This is a genomic window from Pseudomonas sp. GM50 (assembly GCF_000282375.1).
GTDB lineage: Bacteria > Pseudomonadota > Gammaproteobacteria > Pseudomonadales > Pseudomonadaceae > Aquipseudomonas.
In genome coordinates, this window is the sequence record NZ_AKJK01000140.1 from 1 (window position 1) to 26,861 (window position 26,861).

25 protein-coding genes and 1 pseudogene are annotated in these 26,861 nt (G+C 59.9%); 25 read left to right on the plus strand and 1 reads right to left on the minus strand.

The genetic code is table 11. The features are described 5' to 3' along the window. The 25 genes from PMI30_RS32280 to PMI30_RS01325 all read left to right on the plus strand — a co-directional run. On the plus strand, positions 1-116 hold a 116-nt coding region (locus PMI30_RS32280), incomplete at its 5' end, for an NADP-dependent isocitrate dehydrogenase (RefSeq protein ID WP_008014880.1). 232 nt (positions 117-348) lie between these two features. Continuing rightward, positions 349-795, plus strand: coding sequence for an NUDIX hydrolase (locus tag PMI30_RS01435; RefSeq protein WP_008014882.1), 447 nt, complete (start codon positions 349-351; stop codon positions 793-795). A 59-nt stretch (positions 796-854) separates the two neighbouring features. Continuing rightward, positions 855-1,988 carry a tRNA 2-thiouridine(34) synthase MnmA gene (mnmA, locus tag PMI30_RS01430; RefSeq protein ID WP_008014884.1) on the plus strand — a complete coding sequence of 378 codons (1,134 nt, stop codon included), beginning with the start codon at positions 855-857 and terminating at the stop codon, positions 1,986-1,988. Then, on the plus strand, positions 1,985-2,608 hold the full coding sequence (gene hflD / locus PMI30_RS01425; RefSeq protein WP_008014886.1) for a high frequency lysogenization protein HflD: 624 nt from the start codon (positions 1,985-1,987) through the stop codon (positions 2,606-2,608). The genes mnmA and hflD overlap by 4 nt, the downstream gene beginning before the upstream one ends. A 127-nt stretch (positions 2,609-2,735) precedes the next feature. After that, on the plus strand, positions 2,736-4,106 hold the full coding sequence (purB, locus tag PMI30_RS01420; protein WP_007905039.1) for an adenylosuccinate lyase: 1,371 nt from the start codon (positions 2,736-2,738) through the stop codon (positions 4,104-4,106). 86 nt (positions 4,107-4,192) lie between these two features. Beyond that, the gene (locus PMI30_RS01415) at positions 4,193-5,362 is read left to right on the plus strand and encodes a ribosomal protein uL16 3-hydroxylase (RefSeq protein WP_008014888.1); all 1,170 of its coding nucleotides are present in this window, start codon (positions 4,193-4,195) and stop codon (positions 5,360-5,362) included. Then, on the plus strand, positions 5,355-5,780 hold the full coding sequence (locus PMI30_RS01410; RefSeq protein WP_008014889.1) for a GNAT family N-acetyltransferase: 426 nt from the start codon (positions 5,355-5,357) through the stop codon (positions 5,778-5,780). The genes PMI30_RS01415 and PMI30_RS01410 overlap by 8 nt, the downstream gene beginning before the upstream one ends. 233 nt (positions 5,781-6,013) lie before the next feature. Then, a complete protein-coding gene (locus PMI30_RS01405) occupies positions 6,014-6,775 on the plus strand; it encodes a secretin N-terminal domain-containing protein (RefSeq protein WP_008014892.1) in 762 nt (253 codons plus the stop codon). A 498-nt stretch (positions 6,776-7,273) separates the two neighbouring features. Then, positions 7,274-8,599: an isocitrate lyase gene (gene aceA, locus PMI30_RS01400; RefSeq protein ID WP_007905048.1), complete on the plus strand. Its 1,326-nt coding sequence runs from the start codon at positions 7,274-7,276 to the stop codon at positions 8,597-8,599. Between the two features lie 622 nt (positions 8,600-9,221). Continuing rightward, positions 9,222-9,635 (plus strand): NADH-quinone oxidoreductase subunit A, encoded by a 414-nt coding sequence (locus PMI30_RS01395; RefSeq protein WP_007905050.1) that lies wholly within the window; start codon positions 9,222-9,224, stop codon positions 9,633-9,635. 10 nt (positions 9,636-9,645) lie between these two features. Next, positions 9,646-10,320: a NuoB/complex I 20 kDa subunit family protein gene (locus tag PMI30_RS01390; RefSeq protein ID WP_008014893.1), complete on the plus strand. Its 675-nt coding sequence runs from the start codon at positions 9,646-9,648 to the stop codon at positions 10,318-10,320. Positions 10,321-10,392: 72 nt separating this feature from the next. After that, the gene (nuoC, locus tag PMI30_RS01385; protein ID WP_008014895.1) at positions 10,393-12,177 is read left to right on the plus strand and encodes an NADH-quinone oxidoreductase subunit C/D; all 1,785 of its coding nucleotides are present in this window, start codon (positions 10,393-10,395) and stop codon (positions 12,175-12,177) included. 2 nt (positions 12,178-12,179) lie between these two features. Continuing rightward, positions 12,180-12,677 carry an NADH-quinone oxidoreductase subunit NuoE gene (gene nuoE / locus PMI30_RS01380; protein WP_007940871.1) on the plus strand — a complete coding sequence of 166 codons (498 nt, stop codon included), beginning with the start codon at positions 12,180-12,182 and terminating at the stop codon, positions 12,675-12,677. Beyond that, positions 12,674-14,029, plus strand: a complete 1,356-nt coding sequence (gene nuoF / locus PMI30_RS01375) for an NADH-quinone oxidoreductase subunit NuoF (RefSeq protein ID WP_008014896.1) — start codon at positions 12,674-12,676, stop codon at positions 14,027-14,029. Before nuoE ends, nuoF begins: the two co-directional genes overlap by 4 nt. Before the next feature lie 137 nt (positions 14,030-14,166). Beyond that, complete coding sequence (nuoG, locus tag PMI30_RS01370; RefSeq protein WP_008014898.1) at positions 14,167-16,881, plus strand: NADH-quinone oxidoreductase subunit NuoG; 2,715 nt, start codon at positions 14,167-14,169, stop codon at positions 16,879-16,881. Then, entirely contained in the window at positions 16,878-17,885 is a 1,008-nt protein-coding gene (nuoH, locus tag PMI30_RS01365) for an NADH-quinone oxidoreductase subunit NuoH (protein ID WP_008014900.1), read from the plus strand. Before nuoG ends, nuoH begins: the two co-directional genes overlap by 4 nt. A 12-nt stretch (positions 17,886-17,897) precedes the next feature. Continuing rightward, a complete protein-coding gene (nuoI, locus tag PMI30_RS01360) occupies positions 17,898-18,443 on the plus strand; it encodes an NADH-quinone oxidoreductase subunit NuoI (protein ID WP_008014903.1) in 546 nt (181 codons plus the stop codon). A gap of 9 nt (positions 18,444-18,452) precedes the next feature. Continuing rightward, positions 18,453-18,956 carry an NADH-quinone oxidoreductase subunit J gene (nuoJ, locus tag PMI30_RS01355; protein WP_008014904.1) on the plus strand — a complete coding sequence of 168 codons (504 nt, stop codon included), beginning with the start codon at positions 18,453-18,455 and terminating at the stop codon, positions 18,954-18,956. A 2-nt stretch (positions 18,957-18,958) separates the two neighbouring features. Next, the gene (gene nuoK / locus PMI30_RS01350; protein WP_007946416.1) at positions 18,959-19,267 is read left to right on the plus strand and encodes an NADH-quinone oxidoreductase subunit NuoK; all 309 of its coding nucleotides are present in this window, start codon (positions 18,959-18,961) and stop codon (positions 19,265-19,267) included. Further along, positions 19,264-21,117 carry an NADH-quinone oxidoreductase subunit L gene (gene nuoL / locus PMI30_RS01345; RefSeq protein WP_008014907.1) on the plus strand — a complete coding sequence of 618 codons (1,854 nt, stop codon included), beginning with the start codon at positions 19,264-19,266 and terminating at the stop codon, positions 21,115-21,117. The genes nuoK and nuoL overlap by 4 nt, the downstream gene beginning before the upstream one ends. A 39-nt stretch (positions 21,118-21,156) precedes the next feature. Continuing rightward, entirely contained in the window at positions 21,157-22,689 is a 1,533-nt protein-coding gene (gene nuoM / locus PMI30_RS01340) for an NADH-quinone oxidoreductase subunit M (protein ID WP_008014909.1), read from the plus strand. A 7-nt stretch (positions 22,690-22,696) separates the two neighbouring features. Continuing rightward, on the plus strand, positions 22,697-24,160 hold the full coding sequence (gene nuoN / locus PMI30_RS01335) for an NADH-quinone oxidoreductase subunit NuoN (RefSeq protein ID WP_008014910.1): 1,464 nt from the start codon (positions 22,697-22,699) through the stop codon (positions 24,158-24,160). A gap of 208 nt (positions 24,161-24,368) precedes the next feature. Then, positions 24,369-24,800 (plus strand): type II toxin-antitoxin system Phd/YefM family antitoxin, encoded by a 432-nt coding sequence (locus PMI30_RS31005; RefSeq protein WP_008014912.1) that lies wholly within the window; start codon positions 24,369-24,371, stop codon positions 24,798-24,800. Next, positions 24,797-25,174, plus strand: a complete 378-nt coding sequence (locus tag PMI30_RS01330) for a type II toxin-antitoxin system VapC family toxin (protein ID WP_008014913.1) — start codon at positions 24,797-24,799, stop codon at positions 25,172-25,174. The genes PMI30_RS31005 and PMI30_RS01330 overlap by 4 nt, the downstream gene beginning before the upstream one ends. A gap of 169 nt (positions 25,175-25,343) precedes the next feature. Continuing rightward, positions 25,344-26,669, plus strand: coding sequence for an OprD family porin (locus tag PMI30_RS01325; RefSeq protein WP_008014914.1), 1,326 nt, complete (start codon positions 25,344-25,346; stop codon positions 26,667-26,669). 2 nt (positions 26,670-26,671) lie between these two features. On the opposite strand, the pseudogene PMI30_RS31860 reads toward PMI30_RS01325, so the two are convergent. Continuing rightward, positions 26,672-26,861, minus strand: a pseudogene (locus tag PMI30_RS31860) (hypothetical protein); the annotation flags it as partial.

The window sequence follows — 26,861 nt, forward strand, 5'->3', positions numbered from 1 at the left end:
CCGTTCAGGGAAAGCCAGTGGACATCGGCGGTTACTACCACGCCAATGCCGAACTGATCAGCAAGGCCATGCGCCCGAGCAACACCTTCAACGCCGCGATCGCTGCGCTGGTTTAAGGTTGTAAGGATGCAAAGAAGCCCCGGCCCAGCGCCGGGGTTTCTGTTTCTGGCGCTCGCACATATTTATCTGGTCGTAACCCGCCCCCTGTGGGAGCGAGCCTGCTCGCGATAGCGCTATATCATTCAACATTGATGTCGACTGACCCGCCGTCATCGCGAGCAGGCTCGCTCCCACAGGTGGGCCGGTTCCCACATTGAAATCTTTGCGTAACCGAATCGAGGAAGTCTTATGGACTGGCTACCCCACATCACCGTCGCGACCATCGTCGAAGACAACGGCCGCTTCCTGATGGTAGAAGAACTCAAGCACGGACAAACGGTGCTCAACCAGCCCGCCGGCCATCTGGACCCGGATGAAACCCTGATCGAGGCCGCTGTGCGCGAAACCCTCGAGGAAACCGGCTGGGACGTCGAGCCGACAGGCGTGGTGGGTATTTATCTCTACACCGCTCCGAGCAACGGCGTAACTTACCAGCGGGTCTGCTTCACCGCAAAACCGCTCAAACACCACCCGGATTATCAGCTGGATGACGGTATCGTCGGCGCAAAATGGCTGACGCGTGACGAACTGCTGCAACAGCGCGCAAACTGGCGCAGTGAGCTGATCATCCGCTGTATCGATGATTATCTGGACGGTAAACACTTCAGCCTCGAGCTGATCCGCCCTTCTCTTTAGCCTTGCAGGCTTGAGCCTGCTAGAATCGCGTCCTTTTTCAAGACACTCATTGAATCCCTATGCGTGATCCAGCCCCTTCTGACACACAAAAGAAGCGCGTTATTGTCGGCATGTCCGGCGGCGTGGACTCTTCCGTTTCCGCTCTCCTGCTGATCGAGCAGGGTTATGAGGTGGAAGGCCTGTTCATGAAGAACTGGGAAGAAGACGATGGAACCGAATACTGCACCGCCATGGATGACCTGGCGGACGCTCAGGCCGTGTGCGACAAGATTGGCATCAAGCTGCACACCGCCAACTTCGCCGCCGAGTACTGGGACAACGTGTTCGAGCATTTCCTGGCCGAGTACAAGGCCGGTCGCACGCCGAACCCGGACATCCTCTGCAACCGCGAAATCAAGTTCAAGGCGTTCCTCGACTACGCCATGATGCTCGGCGCCGACCTGATCGCCACCGGCCACTACGTGCGCCGCCGCGACATCGATGGCCGCACCGAATTGCTCAAGGGCCTGGATCCGAACAAGGACCAGAGCTACTTCCTGCATGCCGTGGGCGGCGAACAGATCGCCAAGACCCTGTTCCCGGTCGGCGAGCTGGAAAAACCCGAAGTGCGCGCGATTGCCGAGAAACACGACCTGGCCACCGCGAAGAAAAAGGACTCCACCGGGATCTGCTTTATCGGCGAACGCCGCTTCAGCGACTTCCTCAAGCAATACCTGCCAGCCCAGCCAGGCGAGATCAAGACCACCGAAGGCGAAGTCATCGGCCGTCACCACGGCTTGATGTACCACACCATCGGCCAGCGTCAGGGCCTGGGCATCGGCGGCCTGAAAGACGCCAGCGACGAGCCGTGGTATGTGCTGATCAAGGACCTGGAACACAACGAGCTGATCGTTGGCCAGGGCAATGATCACCCTTATTTGTTCTCCCGCGCCCTGCTCGCCTCGGACATCTATTGGGTCAACCCGATCGATTTGACCGAGCCGCGCAAGCTGACCGCCAAAGTGCGCTATCGCCAAAGCGACCAGCCTTGCACGCTGGAAAAGACCGCCACCGGCTACCGCGCGACCTTCGATGACCCGCAACGCGCAGTCACTCCAGGCCAGTCCGTGGTGTTCTACGACGGTGAAATCTGCCTCGGCGGCGGCGTGATCGAAGTGGCCGAACCCTGGACCAGCAAGGGTCAGCGTTCATGAGCCCGACTCAGGAGCAACTGACGGCCCTGGGCGGCGTGTTTCTCGCCGCCGTACTGGTCGACAAGATCGCCAAGAGCGGCCAGACCAACGAAGCCGGCCTGACCTGCATGCTCGGCAGCCTGTTGATTCGCGACCCCAAGGACACGCTGGAAGTCTATGGCGGTGACGATATCAATCTGCGTGACGGCTACCGCGCCCTGATCGGCGCCCTGGAGCGCGACCCCAGCACCCTTCAGCGCGAACCTCTGCGGTACGCCCTGGCGATGCTGGGGCTGGAGCGTCAGCTGGCCAAGCGCGACGACATGCTGGAAGTGATCGGCAAGCGTTTGCCGCAGATTCAGTCCCAGGTCGAACACTTCGGCCCGGCTCACGAAAACGTGATCGCCGCCTGCGGTGCGCTGTATCAGGACACCCTGAGCACCCTGCGCCAACGGATTCAGGTGCATGGCGACATGCGCAACCTGCAGCAACCAAGCAATGCCTCGAAGATTCGCGCGCTGTTGCTCGCCGGGATCCGTTCGGCGCGCCTGTGGCGGCAGTTGGGCGGTCATCGCTGGCAGTTGGTGATCAGCCGGCGCAAGCTGCTTAAAGAGCTTTACCCGCTGATGCGCAGCAGCTGAACCGCGCCCGCAATACCGCTTTGTAGTCAGTAACGCGTAATACGCCGGTCAGTTGGCAACGGACCGGCGGATTTTTTCATGTATGATACGCGCCCCATTTCGTTGCCCGACTGTCCGAGAACACCCCATGCAGCTCTCTTCGCTCACTGCGGTTTCCCCTGTTGACGGCCGCTACGCCGGCAAAACCCAGGCCCTGCGCCCAATTTTCAGCGAATACGGCCTGATCCGTGCTCGCGTCCTGGTTGAAGTGCGCTGGCTCCAGCGCCTGGCCGCTCACCCTGCCATCAGCGAAGTGCCGGCGTTCTCCGCCGAAGCCAACGCGGTGCTGAACACCCTGGCGGAAAACTTCTCTCTGGAGCACGCCGAGCGTGTCAAAGAGATCGAGCGCACCACCAACCACGACGTCAAAGCCATTGAGTACCTGCTCAAAGAGCAAGCGGCCAAGTTGCCAGAACTGGCTGCCGTCAGCGAATTCATCCACTTTGCCTGCACCAGCGAGGACATCAACAACCTGTCCCACGCCCTGATGCTGCGCGAAGGCCGTGATGATGTGATGCTGCCGCTGATGCGCCAGACTGCCGAAGCCATTCGCGAGCTGGCCATCCGTTTCGCTGACGTGCCTATGCTGTCGCGCACCCACGGTCAACCGGCCTCGCCGACCACCCTGGGCAAAGAGCTGGCGAACGTGGTTTACCGTCTGGAGCGTCAGATCGCTCAAGTCGCCGCCGTTCCGCTGCTGGGCAAGATCAACGGCGCTGTCGGCAACTACAACGCTCACCTGTCGGCCTACCCTGAGATCGACTGGGAAGCCAATGCCCGCGCCTTCATCGAAGACGAGCTGGGCCTGGGCTTCAACCCGTACACCACGCAGATCGAACCGCACGACTACATCGCCGAGCTGTTCGACGCGATCGCGCGCTTCAACACCATCCTGATCGACTTCGACCGCGACATCTGGGGCTACATCTCCCTGGGGTATTTCAAACAGCGCACCATCGCTGGCGAAATCGGTTCGTCGACCATGCCGCACAAGGTCAACCCGATCGACTTCGAAAACTCCGAAGGCAACCTGGGGATCGCCAACGCACTGTTCCAGCACCTGGCGAGCAAGCTGCCGATCTCCCGCTGGCAGCGCGACCTGACCGACTCCACCGTACTGCGCAACCTCGGTGTCGGCTTCGCCCACAGCGTGATCGCGTACGAAGCCAGCCTCAAAGGCATCAGCAAACTGGAGCTCAACGCTCAGAAAATCGCTGCTGACCTGGACGCCTGCTGGGAAGTATTGGCCGAGCCGATCCAGACCGTGATGCGCCGCTACAACATCGAAAACCCGTACGAAAAGCTGAAAGAACTGACTCGCGGCAAGGGCATCAGCCCTGAAGCGCTGCAGACTTTCATCGACGGCCTGGACATGCCAGCCGCCGCCAAGGCCGAGCTGAAACTGCTCACTCCGGCGAACTACATCGGTAACGCTGTGGCACAAGCCAAACGCATCTGATCGACCGCTTTACCCGTTTGAGACGCCCGGCAGCGCCGGGCGTTTTTATTCCCGTCTGAAAAGTGCATTTTTTCAATAGGTTACACATGAATCCTGACATTCCTCTTCAACTTCTGGGCGGCATCACGGCGCGCGAATTCCTGCGTGACTACTGGCAGAAAAAACCCCTGCTGATCCGCCAGGCGATCCCTGATTTCGAAAGCCCGATCGACGCCGACGAACTGGCCGGCCTGGCGCTGGAAGAAGAAGTCGAATCGCGCCTGGTGATCGAGAACGGCGAGCGTCCTTGGGAATTGCGCCGTGGTCCGTTCGCCGAAGACGAATTCAGCAAACTGCCGGAACGTGACTGGACCCTGCTGGTGCAAGCCGTCGACCAGTTCGTGCCGGAAGTCGCCGAGCTGCTGGAGAACTTCCGCTTCCTGCCGAGCTGGCGCGTCGACGATGTGATGATCAGCTTCGCCGCCCCGGGTGGCAGCGTGGGTCCGCACTTCGACAACTACGATGTGTTCCTGCTTCAGGGTCACGGCAAGCGCAACTGGAAAATCGGCCAGATGTGCGATTCCGAGAGCAAGCTGCTGCAACACGCCGACTTGCGCATCCTCGCTGATTTCGAAGCCACCGATGAGTGGGTTCTGGAACCGGGCGACATGCTGTATCTGCCACCGCGCCTGGCCCACTGCGGCGTGGCCGTCGATGACTGCATGACCTACTCGGTTGGTTTCCGCGCCCCGAGCGCCGCTGAAGTGCTGACCCACTTCACCGACTTCCTCAGCCAGTTCCTGTCGGACGAAGAGCGTTACACCGACGCCGACGCCCTGCCGGCGGTCGATCCTCATCAGATCCAGCACGACGCCCTCGATCGCCTGAAAAGCCTGCTGGCCGAGCACATGAGCGATGAGCGCCTGCTGCTGACCTGGTTCGGCCAGTTCATGACCGAGCCGCGCTACCCGGAGCTGGTGGTTGGCCCGGAAGAAATCGAAGAAGACGACCTGCTCGCCAGCCTCGAGCAAGGCGCGATCCTGATCCGCAACCCGAGCGCACGCCTGGCCTGGTCGGAAGTTGATGACGACCTGCTGCTGTTTGCCAGCGGTCAGAGCCGTTACCTGCCGGGCAAACTGCGCGAGCTGCTGAAGATGATCTGCGCCGCCGATGCGCTGCACGTCGACAACCTTGGCGAGTGGCTGATCGACGAAGACGGCCGCGGCCTGCTGTGTGAGCTGATCAAGCAGGGAAGCCTGGGGTTTGCCGATGAATAAAATTCGCGTTCGTGTCGCAGACTGGCAAAAGGATAACGCCGAGATCCGGCGCATTCGTGAGACGGTGTTCATCGCCGAGCAATCCGTTCCGCCTGAACTGGAATGGGATGCTGATGACGCAACGGCAGTCCACTTCCTGGCCTTTGAAGGCGACTTCCCGATCGGCACCGCCCGGCTACTGCCAGATGGTCACATCGGCCGGGTATCGGTGCTGAAGGACTGGCGCGGCTTGAAAGTCGGCGATGCGCTGATGCAAGCGGTGATCGGTGAAGCCGAGGAGCGCGGGCTGAAGCAACAAATGCTGAGCGCGCAAGTGCAGGCCACGGCGTTCTATGAACGCTTGGGCTTCAGCATGGTCAGTGAGGAATTCCTGGAAGCCGGGATTCCGCATGTGGACATGGTGCGGCACTCCGCCTGAGACCTGTGGCGAGGGGGCTTGCCCCCGTTGGGCTGCGCAGCAGCCCTAAAATCTGGGGGCCGCTTCGCGACCCAACGGGGGCAAGCCCCCTCGCCACAAATGCACATCAGGAACAACCCAAAACGCCCCGCCATCCTCGGATGCCGGGGCGTTTTGCTGTCTACGATTCAACTTGCCCCACCATGGGCCGACAAACTGGCAAACTCAAGCCTTTGATTGCGGAGATAACGGATATGTCCCTACGCACCCTGCTCACCACGCTGCTGCTGACCTGCAGTTTTTCGGTCATGGCCGCCACCGAGATCGTGCCCCTGAACTATCGCACCAGCGCCGACCTGCTGCCGGTGGCGCAGAATTTCATCGGCAAGGACGGCCAGGTCAGCGCCTACGGCAATCAGCTGATCGTCAACGCCGAACAACGCAAGATCGACGAACTCAAGGCCTTGATCGGCCAACTCGACGTGGCCGCCAAGCGCTTGCTGATCACCGTCGACACCAACGAAAACAACTTCCAGGGCGATCAGGGTTACTCGGTGAACGGTGCCAAGCCGAGCCAGACTCGCATCATCAACCGCAGCACCGACAGCCGTGACGGCGGTATCCAGCAGGTTCAGGCCAGCGAAGGCACACCAGCACTGATCCAGGTCGGTCAGAGCGTACCGTTGACCAGCACGCAGACCGATTCTTATGGCGATCTGCGCAGCCAGACCGAATACCGCAATGTCACTCAAGGTTTCTACGTCACCGCCAGCGTCACCGGCGACATCGTTCATCTGGCAATCAGTACCAACCGTGACCGGATGAGCCAGGAACGTTCCGATGTAGTGAATGTGCAAAGTACCGACACAACTGTCACGGGTCGACTGGGTGAATGGATCACCCTGGCCGGCGTGAACCGCCAGACTCAGGCCGACAAACAGGGCCAGACCCGCAGCTACTCGACTCAGGGCCGGGATGACATGACTCTGCGGGTGAAAGTCGATACTTTGGACTAAACCACCGAAAACTGACTGATTAGTCGTATTAGACCAAAGATGTAGTGCTTTAAAAAAAGCACTACAAAACGTTTGACGAGCCAAAAAAGCAAAGGCATGATGGCCTCGCTCCCGCTAATCAGAGGCCCTGGCAAGGGCTTTCGAGTCGCTGTTCGCACCTACCCCGCGAGCCGATTCGTGTCTGTACCGCCCACAAGGTGTGTTTGACGAGGTTGCCGACTGGAACGAAGTTGTCCCGAGGGACGGAAGCGTAATTAGGTAACCCGGCTCCACACTGAAGTTCGCACCAAGGCCCACGACGCCCGAATGCGCTCGCCAGTTCGCCCTTACCTGCTCACTTCCCCTCGAGCCCATCGTTCATCCCGTCGCCATCCCCGCCGAACCCGACTTGACCACCTAAGCTTCTGGTCAGCGAGCAGCCTTTTACGCCCCTTTGAATTGCGTACCAGGCAGGGGCATGAATTTCCAATCAAGACCTATGCGACGAGGTTTATCTCCATGGCACTGACACGCGAACAGCAAATTGCAGCCCTCGAAAAAGATTGGGCTGAAAACCCGCGCTGGAAAGGCGTGACACGCAATTACTCCGCTGCTGACGTCGTCCGTCTGCGTGGCTCGGTTCAACCTGAGCACACCTTTGCAAAAATGGGCGCCGACAAGCTTTGGAACCTGGTCACCCAGGGTGCCAAGCCGTCCTTCCGTCCTGAGAAAGATTTCGTCAACTGCATGGGCGCCCTGACCGGCGGCCAGGCTGTGCAACAAGTCAAAGCCGGTATCCAGGCGATCTACCTGTCGGGCTGGCAAGTGGCCGCGGACAACAACTCCGCCGAATCGATGTACCCGGATCAGTCGCTGTACCCGGTGGATTCGGTTCCGACCGTGGTCAAGCGCATCAACAACTCGTTCCGTCGCGCTGACCAGATCCAGTGGAAAGCCGGCAAGAACCCGGGCGACGAAGGTTACATCGACTACTTCGCTCCGATCGTGGCTGACGCTGAAGCCGGTTTCGGTGGTGTACTGAACGCCTACGAACTGATGAAGAGCATGATCGAAGCAGGCGCTGCCGGCGTTCACTTCGAAGACCAACTGGCTTCCGTGAAAAAATGCGGCCACATGGGCGGCAAGGTACTGGTTCCGACCCAGGAAGCCGTGCAGAAGCTGACTGCTGCTCGTCTGGCAGCTGACGTTGCCGGTACACCGACCATCATCCTGGCCCGTACCGACGCCAACGCAGCCGACCTGCTGACTTCCGATTGCGATCCGTACGACCAGCCATTCGTGACTGGCGAACGTACCCAGGAAGGCTTCTACAAAGTGCGTGCCGGTCTCGACCAGGCCATCGCTCGCGGCCTGGCCTACGCGCCGTTCGCCGACCTGATCTGGTGCGAAACCGCCAAGCCGGATCTGGACGAGGCTCGTCGCTTCGCTGAAGCGATCAAAAAGGAATACCCGGACCAACTGCTGTCGTACAACTGCTCGCCTTCCTTCAACTGGAAGAAAAACCTGGACGACGCGACCATCGCCAAGTTCCAGCGCGAACTGTCCGCCATGGGCTACAAGCACCAGTTCATCACCCTGGCCGGCATTCACAACATGTGGCACAGCATGTTCAACCTGGCGCACGACTACGCCCGCAACGACATGACTGCCTACGTGAAGCTGCAAGAGCAAGAGTTCGCTGACGCTGCCAAGGGTTACACCTTCGTGGCTCACCAGCAGGAAGTGGGCACCGGCTACTTCGACGACATGACCACCGTGATTCAAGGTGGCACGTCCTCGGTGACCGCGCTGACCGGTTCGACCGAAGAAGAACAGTTCCACTGATCTGCTTCGCCTGAGTAAACGGCCGTTGCGGACCGAATAAAAGCTAACCGCAGCGCTGCACATCTGACGCCCCGACTGGTTCGGGGCGTTTTTTTGCCTGGGATTTCACCTGCTTTTGTAGGAGCGAGGCTTGCCCGCGAAGAACGATGACGCGGTACGCCTGAAAAACCATGGCGCGTTCTTCGCGGGCAAGCCTCGCTCCTACAGACCCAGACAGACAAAAACATTGATCCAGAGCGGTGTCGCGATCAGAAAAAGAGGGTAAAACGGGGACGCCTGCTACTTGCAGTAACGCGCATATAAGACAACTTCCCAGCCACTCACCCGTTAAACAGTTTGAAAACCACGTCAAATAATATTGATTATCATTCAGCAGCAACTATGTTCGTTACATTCCCTACAACACATATTTGACAAAACCCCCGCTAATGCCCGAGCCGCATGGGCTACAGGGCTTTGGAGACACGCTATGTCCTTATTCTTGTAAATAATTTCGCTATCTGAATTTTACTTGCTCGGTGTTTAGCCATAAAATCACCGCGATTGATTGCTGCGACATATCGTCACTGCTTTGTTTCTTTTCAAGCTCAGAGACCTTTGCTCTCTGTTAAGGATTACCAGCATGCCCGAAGCGACCGGACTCATGGCCCACAACTGGGGCTTTGCCATTTTCCTTCTGGGTGTCGGCGGCCTTTGCGCCTTCATGCTCGGCGTCTCCAGCCTCCTCGGGTCAAAAGCCTGGGGCCGCAGCAAAAACGAACCGTTCGAGTCCGGCATGCTACCTACCGGTGGCGCCCGCTTGCGGCTCTCAGCCAAATTCTATCTGGTCGCGATGCTTTTCGTGATCTTCGATATCGAAGCCCTTTTTCTCTTTGCCTGGTCTGTGTCCGTCCGCGAAAGCGGCTGGACCGGATTCGTCGAAGCTCTCGTTTTCATAGCAATTCTGTTGGCAGGCCTTGTCTACCTATTCCGAGTGGGCGCCCTTGACTGGGCTCCGGAAGCTCGTCGTAAGCGGCAAGCGAAGCTGAAACAATGAGGCTTTGGCAATGCAATACAATCTCACCAGGATCGACCCCGATGCTCCTAACGAGCAGTATCCGATTGGCAAACGGGAAACCGTTTCCGATCCGTTAGAAGATCAAGTCCACAAAAACATTTTCATGGGCAAGCTCGAAGACGTGCTCAACGGCACGATCAACTGGGGGCGCAAGAACTCCCTGTGGCCGTATAACTTCGGTCTTTCGTGCTGCTACGTGGAAATGACCACCGCCTTCACGGCGCCCCACGACATCGCGCGCTTTGGCGCCGAGGTTATCCGGGCATCGCCGCGTCAGGCGGATTTCATGGTTATCGCCGGTACCTGCTTCATCAAGATGGCGCCGATCATTCAGCGTCTCTACGAGCAAATGCTCGAGCCTAAATGGGTCATCTCCATGGGTTCGTGCGCCAACTCCGGTGGCATGTACGACATCTACTCCGTCGTTCAAGGGGTGGACAAGTTCCTGCCCGTGGACGTCTACGTGCCTGGCTGCCCACCCCGCCCTGAAGCTTTTCTGCAAGGCTTGATGCTGTTGCAGGAGTCGATTGGCCAGGAGCGTCGCCCACTTTCCTGGGTCGTTGGCGATCAAGGCGTTTACCGCGCCGAGATGCCTTCGCAAAAGGAACAGCGCCGCGAACAGCGTATTCAGGTAACCAACCTGCGCAGCCCCGACGAAGTCTGATCCAGATCTGTTCTTACAAAGAAACGAGAAACTGGCTTCATTCTTTACGTTGACCGAAAGCGATAAATAACCATGACTACAGGCAGTGCTCTGTACATCCCGCCTTATAAGGCAGACGACCAGGATGTGGTCGTCGAACTGAACAATCGTTTTGGCCCGGAGGCGTTCACCGCCCAGCCGACCCGCACCGGCATGCCGGTGCTTTGGGTTGCCCGCGCCAAACTCGTCGAAGTCCTGACCTTCCTGCGCAACCTGCCCAAGCCGTACGTCATGCTCTATGACCTGCACGGCGTGGACGAGCGTCTGCGCACCAAGCGTCAAGGGCTGCCAAGCGGCGCCGACTTCACTGTGTTCTATCACTTGATGTCGATCGAGCGTAATAGTGACGTAATGATCAAGGTCGCCTTGTCCGAGAGCGACCTCAGCGTGCCGACCGTTACCGGTCTCTGGCCGAACGCCAACTGGTACGAGCGTGAAGTGTGGGACATGTACGGCATCAACTTTGCCGGTCACCCGCACCTGACCCGCATCATGATGCCGCCGACCTGGGAAGGTCACCCGCTGCGCAAGGACTTCCCGGCCCGTGCCACCGAGTTTGACCCGTTCAGCCTGACCCTGGCCAAGCAACAGCTTGAGGAAGAAGCCGCGCGCTTCAAGCCTGAAGACTGGGGCATGAAGCGTTCCGGTGCGAACGAGGACTACATGTTCCTCAACCTCGGTCCCAACCACCCTTCGGCGCACGGTGCGTTCCGCATCATTCTGCAGCTGGACGGTGAAGAGATCGTCGACTGCGTGCCCGACGTCGGTTACCACCACCGTGGTGCCGAGAAGATGGCCGAGCGTCAGTCCTGGCACAGTTTCATTCCGTACACCGACCGTATCGACTACCTCGGCGGCGTGATGAACAACCTGCCGTACGTGCTCTCGGTCGAGAAGCTGGCCGGCATCAAGGTGCCCGAGAAGGTCGACGTCATCCGCATCATGATGGCCGAGTTCTTCCGGATCACCAGCCACCTGCTGTTCCTGGGGACTTACATCCAGGACGTCGGCGCCATGACCCCGGTGTTCTTCACCTTCACCGACCGCCAGAAGGCGTACACGGTGATCGAAGCCATCACCGGTTTCCGTCTGCACCCGGCCTGGTACCGCATCGGTGGCGTCGCTCACGACTTGCCGCGCGGCTGGGAAAAACTGGTCAAGGATTTCGTCGAGTGGATGCCAAAGCGTCTGGACGAATACCAGAAAGCCGCACTGGACAACAGCATCCTGCGTGGCCGGACCATCGGCGTCGCTGCCTACAACACCAAGGAAGCCCTGGAATGGGGCGTCACTGGTGCCGGCCTGCGTTCCACCGGTTGCGATTTCGACCTGCGTAAGGCTCGCCCTTACTCCGGCTACGAAAACTTCGAATTCGAAATCCCGCTGGCGGCCAATGGCGATGCCTACGACCGTTGCATCGTTCGCGTCGAAGAAATGCGCCAGAGCCTCAAGATCATCGAGCAGTGCATGCGCAACATGCCGGAAGGCCCGTACAAGGCGGATCACCCGCTGACCACGCCGCCGCCCAAAGAGCGCACGCTGCAACACATCGAGACCCTGATCACGCACTTCCTGCAAGTTTCGTGGGGCCCGGTCATGCCGGCCAACGAATCCTTCCAGATGATCGAAGCGACCAAGGGCATCAACAGTTATTACCTGACGAGCGATGGCGGCACCATGAGCTACCGCACCCGGATTCGTACTCCAAGCTTCCCGCACCTGCAGCAGATCCCTTCGGTGATCAAAGGCAGCATGGTCGCGGACTTGATCGCGTACCTGGGTAGTATCGATTTCGTTATGGCCGACGTGGACCGCTAAGCATGAACAGCCCGCTTATCCAGACAGACCGTTTCGCCCTGAGCGAAACCGAGCGCTCGGCCATCGAGCACGAGCTGCATCACTACGAAGACCCGCGCGCGGCGTCGATCGAAGCCCTGAAGATCGTCCAGAAGGAACGTGGCTGGGTGCCTGACGGCGCGCTCTACGCCATCGGCGAAATCCTCGGCATCCCGGCCAGCGACGTTGAAGGCGTGGCGACGTTCTATAGCCAGATCTTCCGTCAGCCTGTGGGCCGTCACATCATTCGCGTCTGCGACAGCATGGTCTGCTACATCGGCGGCCACGAGTCGGTGGTCAGCGAAATCCAGAGCAAGCTGGGCATCGGCCTGGGTCAGACCACCGCCGACGGTCGTTTCACCCTGCTGCCAGTCTGCTGCCTCGGCAACTGCGACAAGGCGCCGGCGTTGATGATCGACGACGACACGTTCGGTGATGTGCAGCCTGCCGGTGTTGCCAAATTGCTCGAGGGCTACGTATGACCCTGACTTCCTTCGGTCCAGCCAACCGCATCAAGCGTTCGGCCGAGACTCACCCGCTGACCTGGCGTCTGCGTGACGACGGCGAAGCCGTATGGCTCGACGAGTACCAAGCCAAGAACGGTTACGCCGCTGCGCGCAAGGCCTTCGCCGACATGGCCCAGGACGACATCGTCCAGACCGTGAAAGACTCCGGCCTCAAGGGCCGCGGCGGTGCAGGCTTCCCCACGGGCGTGAAGTGGGGCCTGATGCCCAAGGACGAATCCATCAACATCCGCTACCTGTTGTGCAACGCGGATGAAATGGAGCCGAACACCTGGAAAGACCGCATGCTGATGGAGCAACTGCCCCATCTGCTGATCGAAGGCATGCTGATCAGTGCTCGCGCGCTGAAAACCTACCGTGGCTACATCTTCCTGCGTGGCGAATACACCACCGCCGCCAAGCACCTCAACCGTGCCGTGGAAGAAGCCAAGGCAGCAGGCCTGCTGGGTAAAAACATCCTGGGCAGCGGCTTCGATTTCGAGCTGTTCGTCCACACCGGCGCCGGGCGTTACATCTGCGGTGAAGAAACCGCACTGATCAACTCCCTCGAAGGCCGCCGCGCCAACCCGCGCTCCAAGCCGCCCTTCCCTGCCGCCGTGGGCGTGTGGGGCAAGCCGACTTGCGTGAACAACGTGGAAACCCTGTGCAACGTGCCGGCGATCATTGCCGACGGCGTGGACTGGTACAAATCGTTGGCCCGCGAAGGCAGTGAAGACATGGGCACCAAGCTCATGGGCTTCTCCGGCAAGGTCAAGAACCCCGGCCTGTGGGAACTGCCGTTCGGCGTCACCGGTCGCGAGCTGTTCGAAGACTACGCCGGCGGCATGCGCGACGGTTACAAGCTCAAGTGCTGGCAGCCAGGCGGCGCCGGTACCGGTTTCCTGTTGCCGGAACACCTGGACGCACAAATGTATGCCGGCGGCATCGCCAAAGTGGGCACCCGTATGGGTACCGGCCTGGCCATGGCGGTGGACGACAGCGTCAACATGGTGTCGTTGCTGCGCAACATGGAAGAGTTCTTCTCCCGCGAATCCTGCGGCTTCTGCACCCCGTGCCGTGACGGTCTGCCGTGGAGCGTCAAGCTGCTGCGCGCGATCGAGAACGGTGAAGGCCAAGCCGGCGATATCGAGACCCTGCTGGGTCTGGTCGGTTTCCTCGGCCCGGGCAAGACCTTCTGTGCACACGCACCGGGTGCCGTGGAGCCGTTGGGCAGCGCAATCAAATACTTCCGCCATGAGTTCGAAGCCGGCATCGCGCCTACCAGCGCCGTCGTCCCGCCTCTGGCAAAGCCGATCGTAGTCGGCGCGTAAACGCTTAAAAAGGCGAAGGGTCCGTGCCCTTCGTCTTCTCGTGTGATGACGCCGTAAACGGCTGTGTTGATTCACGCGAATAACAAGATTCCATTAGCCACGCCCGCTGACACCGGGCCAACGAAGAACTTTGAACCATGGCCACTATCCACGTAGACGGCAAAGAGCTCGAAGTCGATGGGGCAGACAACCTGTTACAGGCGTGTCTGTCGCTAGGCCTCGATATCCCTTATTTCTGCTGGCACCCAGCCCTTGGCAGCGTTGGCGCTTGCCGCCAGTGCGCGGTCAAGCAGTACACCGACGAGAACGACAAGCGTGGTCGGATCGTCATGTCCTGCATGACCCCCGCCACCGACGGCAGCTGGATCTCCATCGACGACGAAGAAGCGAAAGTGTTTCGCGCCAGCGTCGTCGAATGGCTGATGACCAACCACCCTCACGACTGCCCGGTCTGTGAGGAAGGCGGTCACTGCCACCTGCAAGACATGACGGTGATGACCGGCCACAACGAGCGCCGCTATCGCTTCACCAAGCGTACTCACCAGAACCAGCAACTGGGCCCGTTCATTTCCCACGAAATGAACCGCTGCATCGCCTGCTATCGCTGCGTACGCTTCTATAAAGACTACGCCGGCGGTACCGACCTCGGCGTATTCGGCGCACACGACAACGTGTACTTCGGTCGCGTTGAAGACGGCACCCTCGAAAGCGAGTTCTCCGGCAACCTCACCGAGGTCTGCCCGACCGGTGTGTTCACCGACAAGACTCACTCCGAGCGCTACAACCGCAAGTGGGACATGCAGTTCTCGCCGAGCATCTGCCATGGCTGCTCCAGCGGTTGCAACATTTCCCCGGGCGAGCGTTACGGCGAACTGCGTCGCATCGAAAACCGTTTCAACGGTTCGGTGAACCAGTACTTCCTGTGCGACCGTGGCCGTTTCGGCTATGGCTACGTCAACCGCGAAGACCGCCCGCGTCAGCCACTGCTGGCCAACGGCGCCAAGCTGAGCCTCGACGAAGCGCTGGATAAAGCCGCCGACCTGCTGCGCGGTCGCAATATCGTCGGTATCGGTTCGCCGCGCGCCAGCCTCGAAAGCAACTACGCGTTGCTGGAACTGGTCGGCGCCGAGCACTTCTACTCCGGTATCGAAGCCGCTGAGCTTGAGCGCATTCGTCTGGTAGTACAGGTGCTCAAAGACAGCCCGCTGCCGATCCCGAACATGCGCGACATCGAAGACCACGATGCGATTTTCGTCCTCGGCGAAGACCTGACCCAGACTGCTGCGCGCATGGCCCTGGCCCTGCGTCAATCGGTCAAGAGCAAGGCCGAAGACATGGCCGACGCCATGCGTGTTCAGCCGTGGCTCGATGCCGCGGTGAAGAACATCGGTCAGAACGCGCTGAACCCGCTGTTCATCGCCAGCCTGGCTGAAACCAAGCTCGACGACATCGCTGAAGAATGCGTGCACGCCGCGCCAGACGACCTGGCCCGCATCGGTTTCGCCGTGGCTCACGCCCTCGACGCCAGCGCTCCAGCGGTTGAAGGCCTCGATGCCGAAGCCCTCGAACTGGCCAAACGCATTGCCGACGCCCTGCTCGCTGCCAAGCGTCCACTGATCATTGCCGGTACCTCACTGGGTTCCAAGGCGTTGATCGAAGCCGCGGCGAACATCGCCAAGGCCCTGAAGCTGCGCGAGAAGAACGGTTCCATCAGCCTGATCGTGCCAGAGGCCAACAGCCTCGGCCTGGCCATGCTCGGTGGTGATTCGGTCGACGCAGCCCTGCAAGCGGTGATCGACGGTAAGGCTGACGCCATCGTCGTGCTGGAAAACGATCTGTACACCCGCACCGACAAAGCCCGTGTCGATGCTGCCCTGAACGCCGCGAAAGTGGTGATCGTGGCGGACCATCAGAAGACCGCCACCAGCGATCGCGCGCACCTGGTTCTGCCAGCCGCCAGCTTCGCTGAAGGCGACGGTACGCTGGTCAGCCAGGAAGGCCGCGCCCAGCGCTTCTTCCAGGTCTTCGACCCGACTTACCTCGACGCAAGCATTCTGGTTCACGAAGGCTGGCGCTGGCTGCATGCCCTGCGTTCGACCCTGTTGAACCAGCCGATCGACTGGACCCAACTGGACCACGTCACCGCTGCCGTTGCTGCGAGCAAACCGCAACTGGCGCGCATCGTCGATGCCGCACCGTCCGCCGCGTTCCGCATCAAAGGCCTGAAACTGGCTCGCGAACCGCTGCGTTACAGCGGCCGGACCGCCATGCGCGCCGACATCAGCGTGCACGAACCGCGTACTTCCCAGGACAACGACACCGCGTTCTCGTTCTCCATGGAAGGTTACTCGGGCTCGGTCGAACCGCGTCAGCAAGTACCCTTCGCCTGGTCTCCGGGCTGGAACTCGCCGCAAGCCTGGAACAAGTTCCAGGACGAAGTCGGTGGTCACATCCGCGCTGGCGACCCGGGCACTCGCCTGATCGAAAGCACCGGTGATTCGCTGAACTGGTTCGCCAGTGTTCCGCGCGCGTTCAACCCGGCTCCGGGCACCTGGCAGGTCGTGCCGTTCTTCCACCTGTTCGGCAGCGAAGAGAACTCTTCCAAAGCCGCACCGGTGCAGGAACGCATCCCGGCCGCTTATGTGTCGCTGGCCAAGTCTGAAGCCGATCGCCTGGGTGTCAATGACGGTGCCCTGCTGAGCCTGAACGTGGCTGGCCAGACCCTGCGTCTGCCACTGCGCATCAACGAAGAACTGGGTGCCGGTCTGGTTGCATTGCCGGCCGGTATCGCCGGTATTCCGCCAGCGATCTTCGGCAAATCCGTTGACGGTCTGCAGGAGGCAGCGCTATGACCTGGTTCACTCCTGAAGTGATCGACGTAATCATCGCGGTCCTCAAGGCCATCGTGATTCTGCTCGCCGTGGTGGTGTGCGGCGCGCTGCTGAGCTGGGTCGAGCGTCGTCTGCTCGCCCTCTGGCAGGACCGTTACGGTCCGAACCGCGTCGGCCCGTTCGGCGCGTTCCAGATCGCCGCCGACATGATCAAGATGTTCTTCAAGGAAGACTGGACCCCGCCGTTCGCCGACAAAGTGATCTTCACGTTGGCACCGGTCGTGGCCATGAGCGCCTTGCTGATTGCCTTCGCGATCATCCCGATCACCCCGACCTGGGGCGTGGCGGACATCAACATCGGCATCCTGTTCTTCTTCGCCATGGCCGGTCTGTCGGTCTACGCGGTGCTGTTCGCCGGCTGGTCGAGTAACAACAAGTTCGCCCTGTTGGGCAGCTTGCGGGCCTCGGCACAAACCGTGTCGTACGAAGTGTTCATGGGCCTGTCGCTGATGGGCATCGTGATCCAGGTCGGCTCGTTCAACATGCGCGACATCGTTGAATACCAGGCGCAGAACCTGTGGTTCGTCATTCCGCAGATCTTCGGTTTCCTGACCTTCTTCATCGCTGGCGTCGCCGTGACTCACCGTCACCCGTTCGACCAGCCGGAAGCGGAACAGGAACTGGCCGACGGTTACCACATTGAATACGCCGGCATGAAATGGGGCATGTTCTTCGTCGGTGAGTACATCGGCATCGTGTTGATTTCGGCGCTGCTGGTGACCTTGTTCTTCGGTGGCTGGCACGGTCCGTTCGGCATTCTGCCGCAGATCCCGTTCATCTGGTTTGCACTGAAAACCGCGTTCTTCATCATGTTCTTCATCCTGCTGCGCGCCTCGATTCCGCGCCCACGGTATGACCAAGTGATGGATTTCAGCTGGAAGTTCTGCCTGCCGCTGACCCTCGTCAACATGCTGGTGACCGCTGCGGTCGTGTTGCTCAACACGCCCGCCGTCGCGGCTCAGTGAGGATAGAGAATCATGAAGTACATTTTTGACATCGTGCATGGCTTCTTCACCCAGCTTCGCAGCCTGGTGATGATCTTCGGCCACGCCTTCCGCAAGCGCGACACGCTGCAGTACCCGGAAGAAGCCGTGTACCTGCCGCCGCGCTTCCGTGGCCGTATCGTCCTGACCCGCGACCCTGACGGTGAAGAGCGTTGTGTAGCCTGCAACCTGTGCGCCGTGGCGTGCCCGGTGGGTTGCATCTCGCTGCAGAAAGCTGAAACCGAAGACGGTCGCTGGTACCCGGACTTCTTCCGCATCAACTTCTCGCGCTGCATTTTCTGCGGCCTCTGCGAGGAAGCCTGCCCGACCACCGCGATCCAGCTGACACCGGATTTCGAAATGGCCGAGTTCAAACGTCAGGACCTGGTGTACGAGAAAGAAGATCTGTTGATCTCCGGCCCCGGCAAAAACCCTGATTACAACTTCTATCGTGTTGCAGGTATGGCGATTGCCGGTAAGCCCAAAGGCGCCGCGCAGAATGAAGCCCAGCCGATCAACGTGAAGAGCTTGCTGCCTTAAGGAAGAAAGATGGAATTCGCTTTCTATTTCGCATCGGGTATCGCTGTTGTGTCCACGCTTCGCGTGATCACCAACACCAACCCCGTGCACGCCCTGCTCTACCTGATCATTTCGCTGATCGCCGTGGCCATGACGTTCTTCGCCCTCGGCGCACCGTTTGCCGGTGTACTGGAAGTGATCGCCTACGCTGGCGCCATCATGGTGCTGTTCGTGTTCGTGGTGATGATGCTGAACCTGGGCCCGGCCTCGGTTCAGCAAGAGCGCGTCTGGCTCAAACCCGGCATCTGGCTGGGTCCGGTCGCACTCGGCGCGCTGCTGCTGGCTGAACTGCTGTACGTGCTGTTCGCCCATCAGAGTGGCCAGGCCATCGGCCACACCACCGTAGACGCCAAGGCCGTGGGCATCAGCCTGTTCGGTCCTTACCTGCTGGTGGTCGAACTCGCCTCGATGCTGCTGCTCGCCGCAGCCGTCACGGCGTTCCACTTGGGCCGCAACGAAGCCAAGGAGCAATGACGATGCCTGCTATCCCTATGGAGCATGGTCTGGCGGTTGCCGGCATCCTGTTCTGCCTCGGTCTGGTCGGCCTGATGGTCCGGCGCAACATTCTTTTCGTGCTGATGAGCCTGGAGGTCATGATGAATGCCTCCGCGTTGGCGTTCATCGTTGCCGGTAGCCGCTGGGCGCAGCCGGATGGACAGATCATGTTCATCCTGGTGATCAGCCTGGCAGCCGCCGAGGCCAGTATTGGCCTGGCGATTCTGTTGCAGCTGTATCGCCGCTTCCACACTCTCGATATCGACGCTGCCAGCGAGATGCGCGGATGAACCTTCTCTATCTGACTTTCGTATTCCCTCTTATAGGTTTCCTGCTGCTGGCGTTCTCACGCGGTCGCTTGTCGGAAAACCTTTCGGCGCTGATTGGCGTCGGCTCCATTGGCCTGTCGGCAATCGTCACTGCTTACATAATCTGGCAGTTCAACGTTGCACCACCTGAAGGCGGTCACTACACCCACGTGTTGTGGCAGTGGATGGCGGTAGAAGGCTTCACGCCTAACTTCGCCCTGTACCTGGATGGCCTGTCCCTGACCATGCTCGGTGTGGTGGTCGGCGTCGGCTTCCTGATCCACCTGTTCGCGTCCTGGTACATGCGCGGTGAAGCCGGTTATTCGCGCTTCTTCGCCTACACCAACCTGTTTATCGCCAGCATGCTGTTCCTGGTCCTGGCCGATAACCTGCTGTTCGTGTACTTCGGCTGGGAAGGCGTGGGCCTGTGCTCGTACCTGTTGATCGGTTTCTACTACAGCAACCGCAACAACGGTAACGCAGCACTCAAAGCCTTCATCGTGACCCGCGTCGGCGACGTGTTCATGGCCATCGGCCTGTTCATCCTGTTCCAACAGTTGGGCACGCTGAACATTCAGGAACTGCTGGTCAAGGCGCCTGAGCACTTCAAGGCCGGTGACTTCTGGATCGTTCTGGCGACCCTGATGCTGCTGGGCGGCGCTGTCGGTAAATCCGCGCAACTGCCGCTGCAAACCTGGCTGGCGGATGCGATGGCCGGCCCTACCCCGGTTTCGGCACTGATCCACGCCGCGACCATGGTGACCGCTGGTGTCTACCTGATTGCCCGTACCCACGGTCTGTTCGCCCTGGCGCCGGACATCCTGCACCTGGTAGGTGTAGTGGGTGGCGTGACGCTGGTGCTGGCAGGTTTCGCGGCACTGGTGCAGACCGACATCAAACGTATCCTCGCCTACTCGACCATGAGCCAGATCGGCTACATGTTCCTGGCCCTGGGCGTAGGTGCATGGGACGGCGCGATCTTCCACCTGATGACCCACGCCTTCTTCAAGGCGCTGTTGTTCCTTGCATCCGGTGCGGTGATCGTTGCCTGCCACCACGAGCAGAACATCTTCAAGATGGGCGGCCTGTGGAAGAAACTGCCACTGGCCTACGCCAGCTTCATCGTCGGCGGCGCGGCCCTGGCGGCCTTGCCTCTGGTGACTGCGGGCTTCTATTCCAAGGATGAAATTCTTTGGGAAGCGTTCGCCAGCGGTAACCAGGGTCTGCTTTATGCAGGTCTGGTCGGTGCCTTCATGACTTCGCTGTACACCTTCCGCCTGATCTTCATCGCGTTCCACGGCGAAGCGAAGACCGAAGCGCATGCCGGTCACGGTATCGCTCACTGGCTGCCGCTGTCGGTGCTGATCGTACTGTCGACGTTCGTCGGCGCGATGATCGTTCCACCGCTGCACGGTGTACTGCCGGAAAGCGTCGGCCATGCCGGCGGCGAAGCCAAGCACAGTCTGGAAATCGCCTCGGGCGCCATCGCCCTGGCCGGTATCCTGCTGGCCGCGCTGCTGTTCCTCGGCAAGCGCCGCTTCGTCACCGCCATCGCCAACAGCGGCGTCGGCCGCTTCCTTTCGGCCTGGTGGTTCGCTGCCTGGGGCTTCGACTGGATCTACGACAAACTGTTCGTCAAGCCTTACCTTGCGATCAGCCACATTCTGCGCAAAGACCCGCTCGACCAGACCATCGGTCTGATCCCGCGTATGGCCAAGGGCGGTCACACCGCCCTGAGCCGCACCGAGACCGGTCAACTGCGTTGGTATGCCGCCTCGATGGCTGCTGGTGCCGTGCTGGTAATCGGCGCCGTCGTGCTGGTAGCGGTCTGATATGAACCTTGCGAACTTGCGAAAGGAAACGAGCCCGTCATGATTCTGCCCTGGCTAATCCTGATCCCCTTCATCGGCGGCCTGCTGTGCTGGATGGGTGAGCGCTTCGGCGCCACCCTCCCCCGCTGGATTGCGCTGATCACCATGTCCCTGCTGCTCTCCCTCGGCCTCTGGCTGTGGGCCAACGGTGACTATTCATTTGCACCGGCGCCTGGCGCCGATCCGACCTGGGCGATTGAGTTCAAGCACGTCTGGATCCAGCGTTTCGGCATCAACGTGCACCTGGCCCTCGACGGCCTGTCACTGTTGATGATCCTGCTGACCGGCCTGCTGGGTGTCCTCTCGGTACTCTGCTCGTGGAAAGAGATCCAGCGTCACGTGGGCTTCTTCCACCTGAACCTGATGTGGATCCTGGGCGGTGTCGTCGGCGTGTTCCTCGCCCTCGACCTGTTCATGTTCTTCTTCTTCTGGGAAATGATGCTGGTGCCGATGTACTTCCTCATCGCGCTCTGGGGTCACAGTTCTTCGGACGGCAAGAAAACCCGGATCTACGCGGCAACCAAGTTCTTCATCTTCACTCAGGCTTCCGGCCTGATCATGTTGGTGGCGATCCTGGGCCTGGTACTGGTCAACTTCAACGACACTGGCGTGATTACCTTCAACTACGCCGATCTGTTGAAAACCAAGATGTCGACGACCACCGAGTACATCCTGATGCTCGGCTTCTTCATCGCCTTCGCGGTCAAGCTGCCAGTCGTACCGTTCCACTCCTGGTTGCCTGACGCTCACGCCCAGGCACCGACCGCGGGTTCCGTGGACCTGGCCGGTATCTTGTTGAAGACTGCGGCCTATGGCCTGCTGCGTTTCGCCCTGCCGCTGTTCCCGAATGCCTCGGCCGAGTTCGCACCGTTCGCGATGACCCTGGGTCTGATCGGGATCTTCTACGGTGCGTTCCTGGCTTTCGCACAAACCGACATCAAGCGTCTGATCGCCTTCTCGTCCGTTTCTCACATGGGCTTCGTACTGATCGGTATCTATTCCGGCAGCCAACTGGCGCTGCAGGGCGCGGTGATGCAGATGCTGGCGCACGGTCTGTCGGCCGCGGCACTCTTTATCCTCTCCGGTCAGCTCTACGAGCGTACCCACACCCGCGATATGCGTGAGATGGGTGGCCTGTGGTCGAAGATTGCCTACCTGCCGGCTCTTAGCCTGTTCTTCGCCGCCGCATCGCTGGGCTTGCCGGCGACCGGTAACTTTGTCGGTGAGTTCCTGATTCTGATCGGCACCTTCGCCAGCGCCCCATGGATTACCGTGATTGCGACGTCCGGCCTGGTGTTCGGTTCGGTGTACTCGCTGATCATGATCCACCGTGCCTACTTCGGCCCGTCGAAATCGGACGCGGTGCTGCATGGCATGGACGGTCGCGAACTGATCATGGTGGTTGGGCTTGCGGCGCTGCTGATCTACATCGGCGTGTACCCGCAGCCGTTCCTCGATACCTCTGCCGCGACGATGCATGGCGTGCAGCAGTGGCTCGGCACCGCCTTCACTCAACTCGCTTCGGCCCGGTAAGAGCGCTATGGAATTCACGACTCAACACTTTATCGCGCTTGCGCCGTTGTTGATCACCAGCGCCACGATCATCGTGGTGATGCTGGCTATCGCATGGCGCCGCAACCACTCACAGACCTTCCTGCTGTCGGTGGCAGGTCTGAACCTGGCTCTGCTGTCGATCCTGCCAGCCCTGAAAGTCGCGCCGCTGGCCGTGACTCCACTGCTGCAGATCGACACCTTCGCTTGCCTGTACATGGCGCTGATCCTGGTCGCCACCCTCGCTTGCGTGACCCTCGCCCACGCCTACCTGGGCGATGGCGGTTCGGGTTACCCGGGCAACCGTGAAGAACTTTACCTGCTGATCCTGATGGCCGCCGCCGGTGGCCTGGTACTGGTCAGCGCGCAGCACCTGGCCGGCTTGTTCGTCGGTCTGGAACTGCTCTCGGTACCGGTTTACGGTCTGGTGGCTTACGCCTTCTTCAACAAACGCTCGCTGGAAGCCGGTATCAAGTACATGGTGCTGTCGGCCGCCGGTTCCGCGTTCCTGTTGTTCGGTATGGCCCTGCTCTACGCCGACGCTGGCAGCCTGAGCTTCAACGGCATCGGTCAGGCCCTGGCGGCCACCGGTCTGCCAAGCTCTCTGGCTCAACTGGGCCTGGGCATGATGCTGATCGGCCTGGCGTTCAAGTTGTCGCTGGTACCGTTCCACCTCTGGACCCCGGACGTTTACGAAGGTGCTCCGGCACCGGTGGCAGCGTTCCTGGCCACCGCGTCGAAAGTCGCTGTGTTCGCAGTGATGGTGCGTCTGTTCCAGATCTCGCCAGCGGCGAGCAGCGGTGTGCTGAGCGACGTGCTGACCATCATCGCCATCGCGTCGATCCTGTTCGGTAACCTGCTGGCACTGACCCAGAGCAACCTCAAGCGTCTGCTGGGTTACTCGTCCATCGCCCACTTCGGCTACCTGCTGATCGCCCTGGTGGCGAGCAAAGGCCTGGCCGTGGAAGCCATCGGGGTGTACCTGGTCACCTACGTGATCACCAGCCTCGGCGCGTTCGGCGTGATCACCCTGATGTCCTCGCCGTACAACGGCCGTGACGCCGATGCCCTGTACGAATACCGCGGCCTGTTCTGGCGCCGTCCGTACCTGACCGCCGTGCTGACCGTGATGATGCTGTCCCTGGCCGGTATCCCGCTGACCGCGGGCTTCATCGGCAAGTTCTACATCATCGCTACCGGTGTCGAATCGCACCAATGGTGGCTGGTCGGCTCCCTGGTATTGGGCAGCGCCATCGGCGTCTTCTACTACCTGCGTGTGATGGTCACCTTGTACCTGATGGAACCAAACCTGCGTCGCCACGATGCGCAACTGCACTGGGAACAACGTGCAGGCGGCGTGATGCTGCTGGCGATTGCCGTACTGGCGTTCTTCCTCGGCCTGTATCCACAGCCGCTGCTGAACCTGGTTCAGCAGTCGGGGTTGGCGGGTTGATCGCGTAAGCGACACTCGACAGAAAACAGAAACGGCACCTTCGGGTGCCGTTTTTGCGTTTGTGGGATTTATTACCGCCGCACTCCCCTCCTCCTGCAATACCCGAAAGCTCTCGCCAGACTATCCGCCTCGTCCTACATCCAGCACTGCGCACTTGGCTCTATCTTGAATGACTGGCTGGATCGATAAATCAACGCGAGAAATAACAATGAACCGTGACATTTTTTCCGAACTGGTAGAAGACTTCGACGCCTTGGCCGCTGATCGCCGGGGTAATGTCACGCTGCTGCCCCATAGAGTGAAGCGCTCCAAACTGGCCCCCGTCCCCCTTGAGGAATCGCGCAGCTTTACCGCCTCCAAATATTCTGGCTATATTTGTCCAGAATATGGGAGTGAAATCATGATCGTCGTTCCGTTGGCCGAAGCAAAAAACAATCTGTCCAAACTCGTCGATGACGCAGCCGCCGGACAGATCATCACGATTGCCAAACATGGTCGGGCTCTTGCGCAGCTGGTTCCGGTGGGAAAACCCTGCGGGCAGCGTATCGGAGCGATGAAAGGCAAACTGGTGCTTCCCGAAGACTTTGACACCTCACTGCCGGACGACATGCTCGATACTTTTGAAGGCACTCAAGAATGAGGCTTCTGCTCGACACGCATATTTTGCTCTGGACGCTAAGCGATGACCCCAGGCTATCCGGCAAAGCCAGAAAGCTAATTGAGAACGCTGCCGATATTTACATTAGCGCAGCGACATTCTGGGAGATGGCGATCAAGGTCGGGCTGGGAAAGCTGAACGTTGACCTGGAAGAAATCCGCCAGTACTGCCTTGACAGCGGGTTCATCGAGCTGCCTGTGACCTCAGAACACGCCATTGCCGTGAAGGACCTGGAACATCACCATCGTGACCCTTTTGACCGCCTCATTGTTGCAACGGCCATGACAGAACCCATGAAACTCCTCACTGCCGATCCATTGGTTGCCCAGTACACGGATTTGGCTGTTCTGGTCTGATCGGGCAACACCACACCCACATGACGAAATTGTAATTCCCCCATCACCTTGGCGTTATCCGCAGCTTGCAACGATGTCACCCGGCGACCATGCCGGCGGCCCTTGCCCGCCGAACAATAAAACCCACGCCGAAGCACGTTCCCGTTCTGCCGAACCCAAGGAGTGATTGATGGTTAACAATACAAAAATGTCGATGGCCGCTTTAGCGGTGGTGGTCGGCTCCGGGCCGTCCATTGTGTGGGCGGAAGATAAAGCCGAGGGGTTTATCGAGGGCAGCAGCCTGACGGTGCTCAACCGCAACTTATACTTCAATCGTGATCATCGTGACGGCCAGTCGAGTCCCACCGGCAATGGTTATTCCCAGGCCTGGGCCCACGCGATCATCAGCAAGTTCGAATCCGGCTTTACCCAAGGCACCGTCGGGGTCGGTGTCGATGCGTTTGCGATGATCGGCTTGAAGCTCGATACCGGTGACGGTCGCAACGGTGGCCGCAGTTCTTTCGATGTGCTGCCGGTCGACAGGGACGGCCAGGCGCGGGACGAATACACCAAGGTTGGTGGCGCCGCCAAAGTGCGCGCCTTCGATACAGTCGTGAAGGTCGGCGATGTGTTCCCCGCCAACCCGGTGGTTGCGGCGGGTGACTCCCGACTGTTGCCGGAAAGCTTCCGGGGTGTCACGGCCACCAACACCAGTATCGAAGGTCTGTCGGTACAGGGAGGTCGCCTGCATGCGATGAGCCAACCAGTGTCCAGCGACATGCGCGAGAACTTCGCGACCTTCTACGCAGGTCCAGTCAATTCGCCATGGATCGCTTACGGCGGTGGCGACTACGCGCTGAACAAGAACCTCAGTTTCAGCCTGTATTCCAGTCGCCTCAAGGATGCCTGGAATCAGTACTACGCCGGCACTGCATGGACTTATCCGCTGTCGGATGACCTGTCGCTGTTCGGTGGCCTGAACTATTACAAGGCGGTCGACGAAGGCAAACAACTGCTTGGCGAGTTCGACAACGACATCTGGAGCGGCCGCGTCGGCGTGAAACTCGGCGCCCACTCCGTTGCCTTGTCGCACCAGCGCAACAACGGCAACGACGACTTCGATTACCTGCGCCAGTCCGACTCGATCTTCCTCGACAACTCCATCCAGTACAGCGACTTCAACTCGCCCAAGGAACGTTCGTGGATGGTGCGCTACGACCTCGACATGAGCAGCTATGGCGTGCCGGGTTTGTCGTTCATGACCCGTTACGCCCGAGGCACCGACGCCGACTATTCCAGCGCCAACGCCGTGTACATGCGTCGCGATGCCGACGGCAACCCGCTGACCGACCAGAAGCGCTGGGAGCGTGATATCGAAGTCAAATACGTGGTGCAGAGCGGCTCGCTGAAAGACATGTCGTTGCGCCTGCGCCAAGCCACTACCCGCGCCACGGCATTTGAGTCGGATCTGGATGAGGTACGGGTGATTGTCGAGTATCCGCTGACGATTCTCTGACTTCACGGTTTATGCCAATTCACCTTTAGAAGCTCCTTGCTCCTTTGGTAAGAGGTGAATCTTTTGGCGTCCTTCGGGGCGCCTTTTTTATGCCCGGCTTTTAACACACCGCGAAAAACTGTGGGAGCGAGCCTGCTCGCGATGATGTCGGCACAGCCAATATCTTCATTGGCTGAACCACCGCTATCGCGA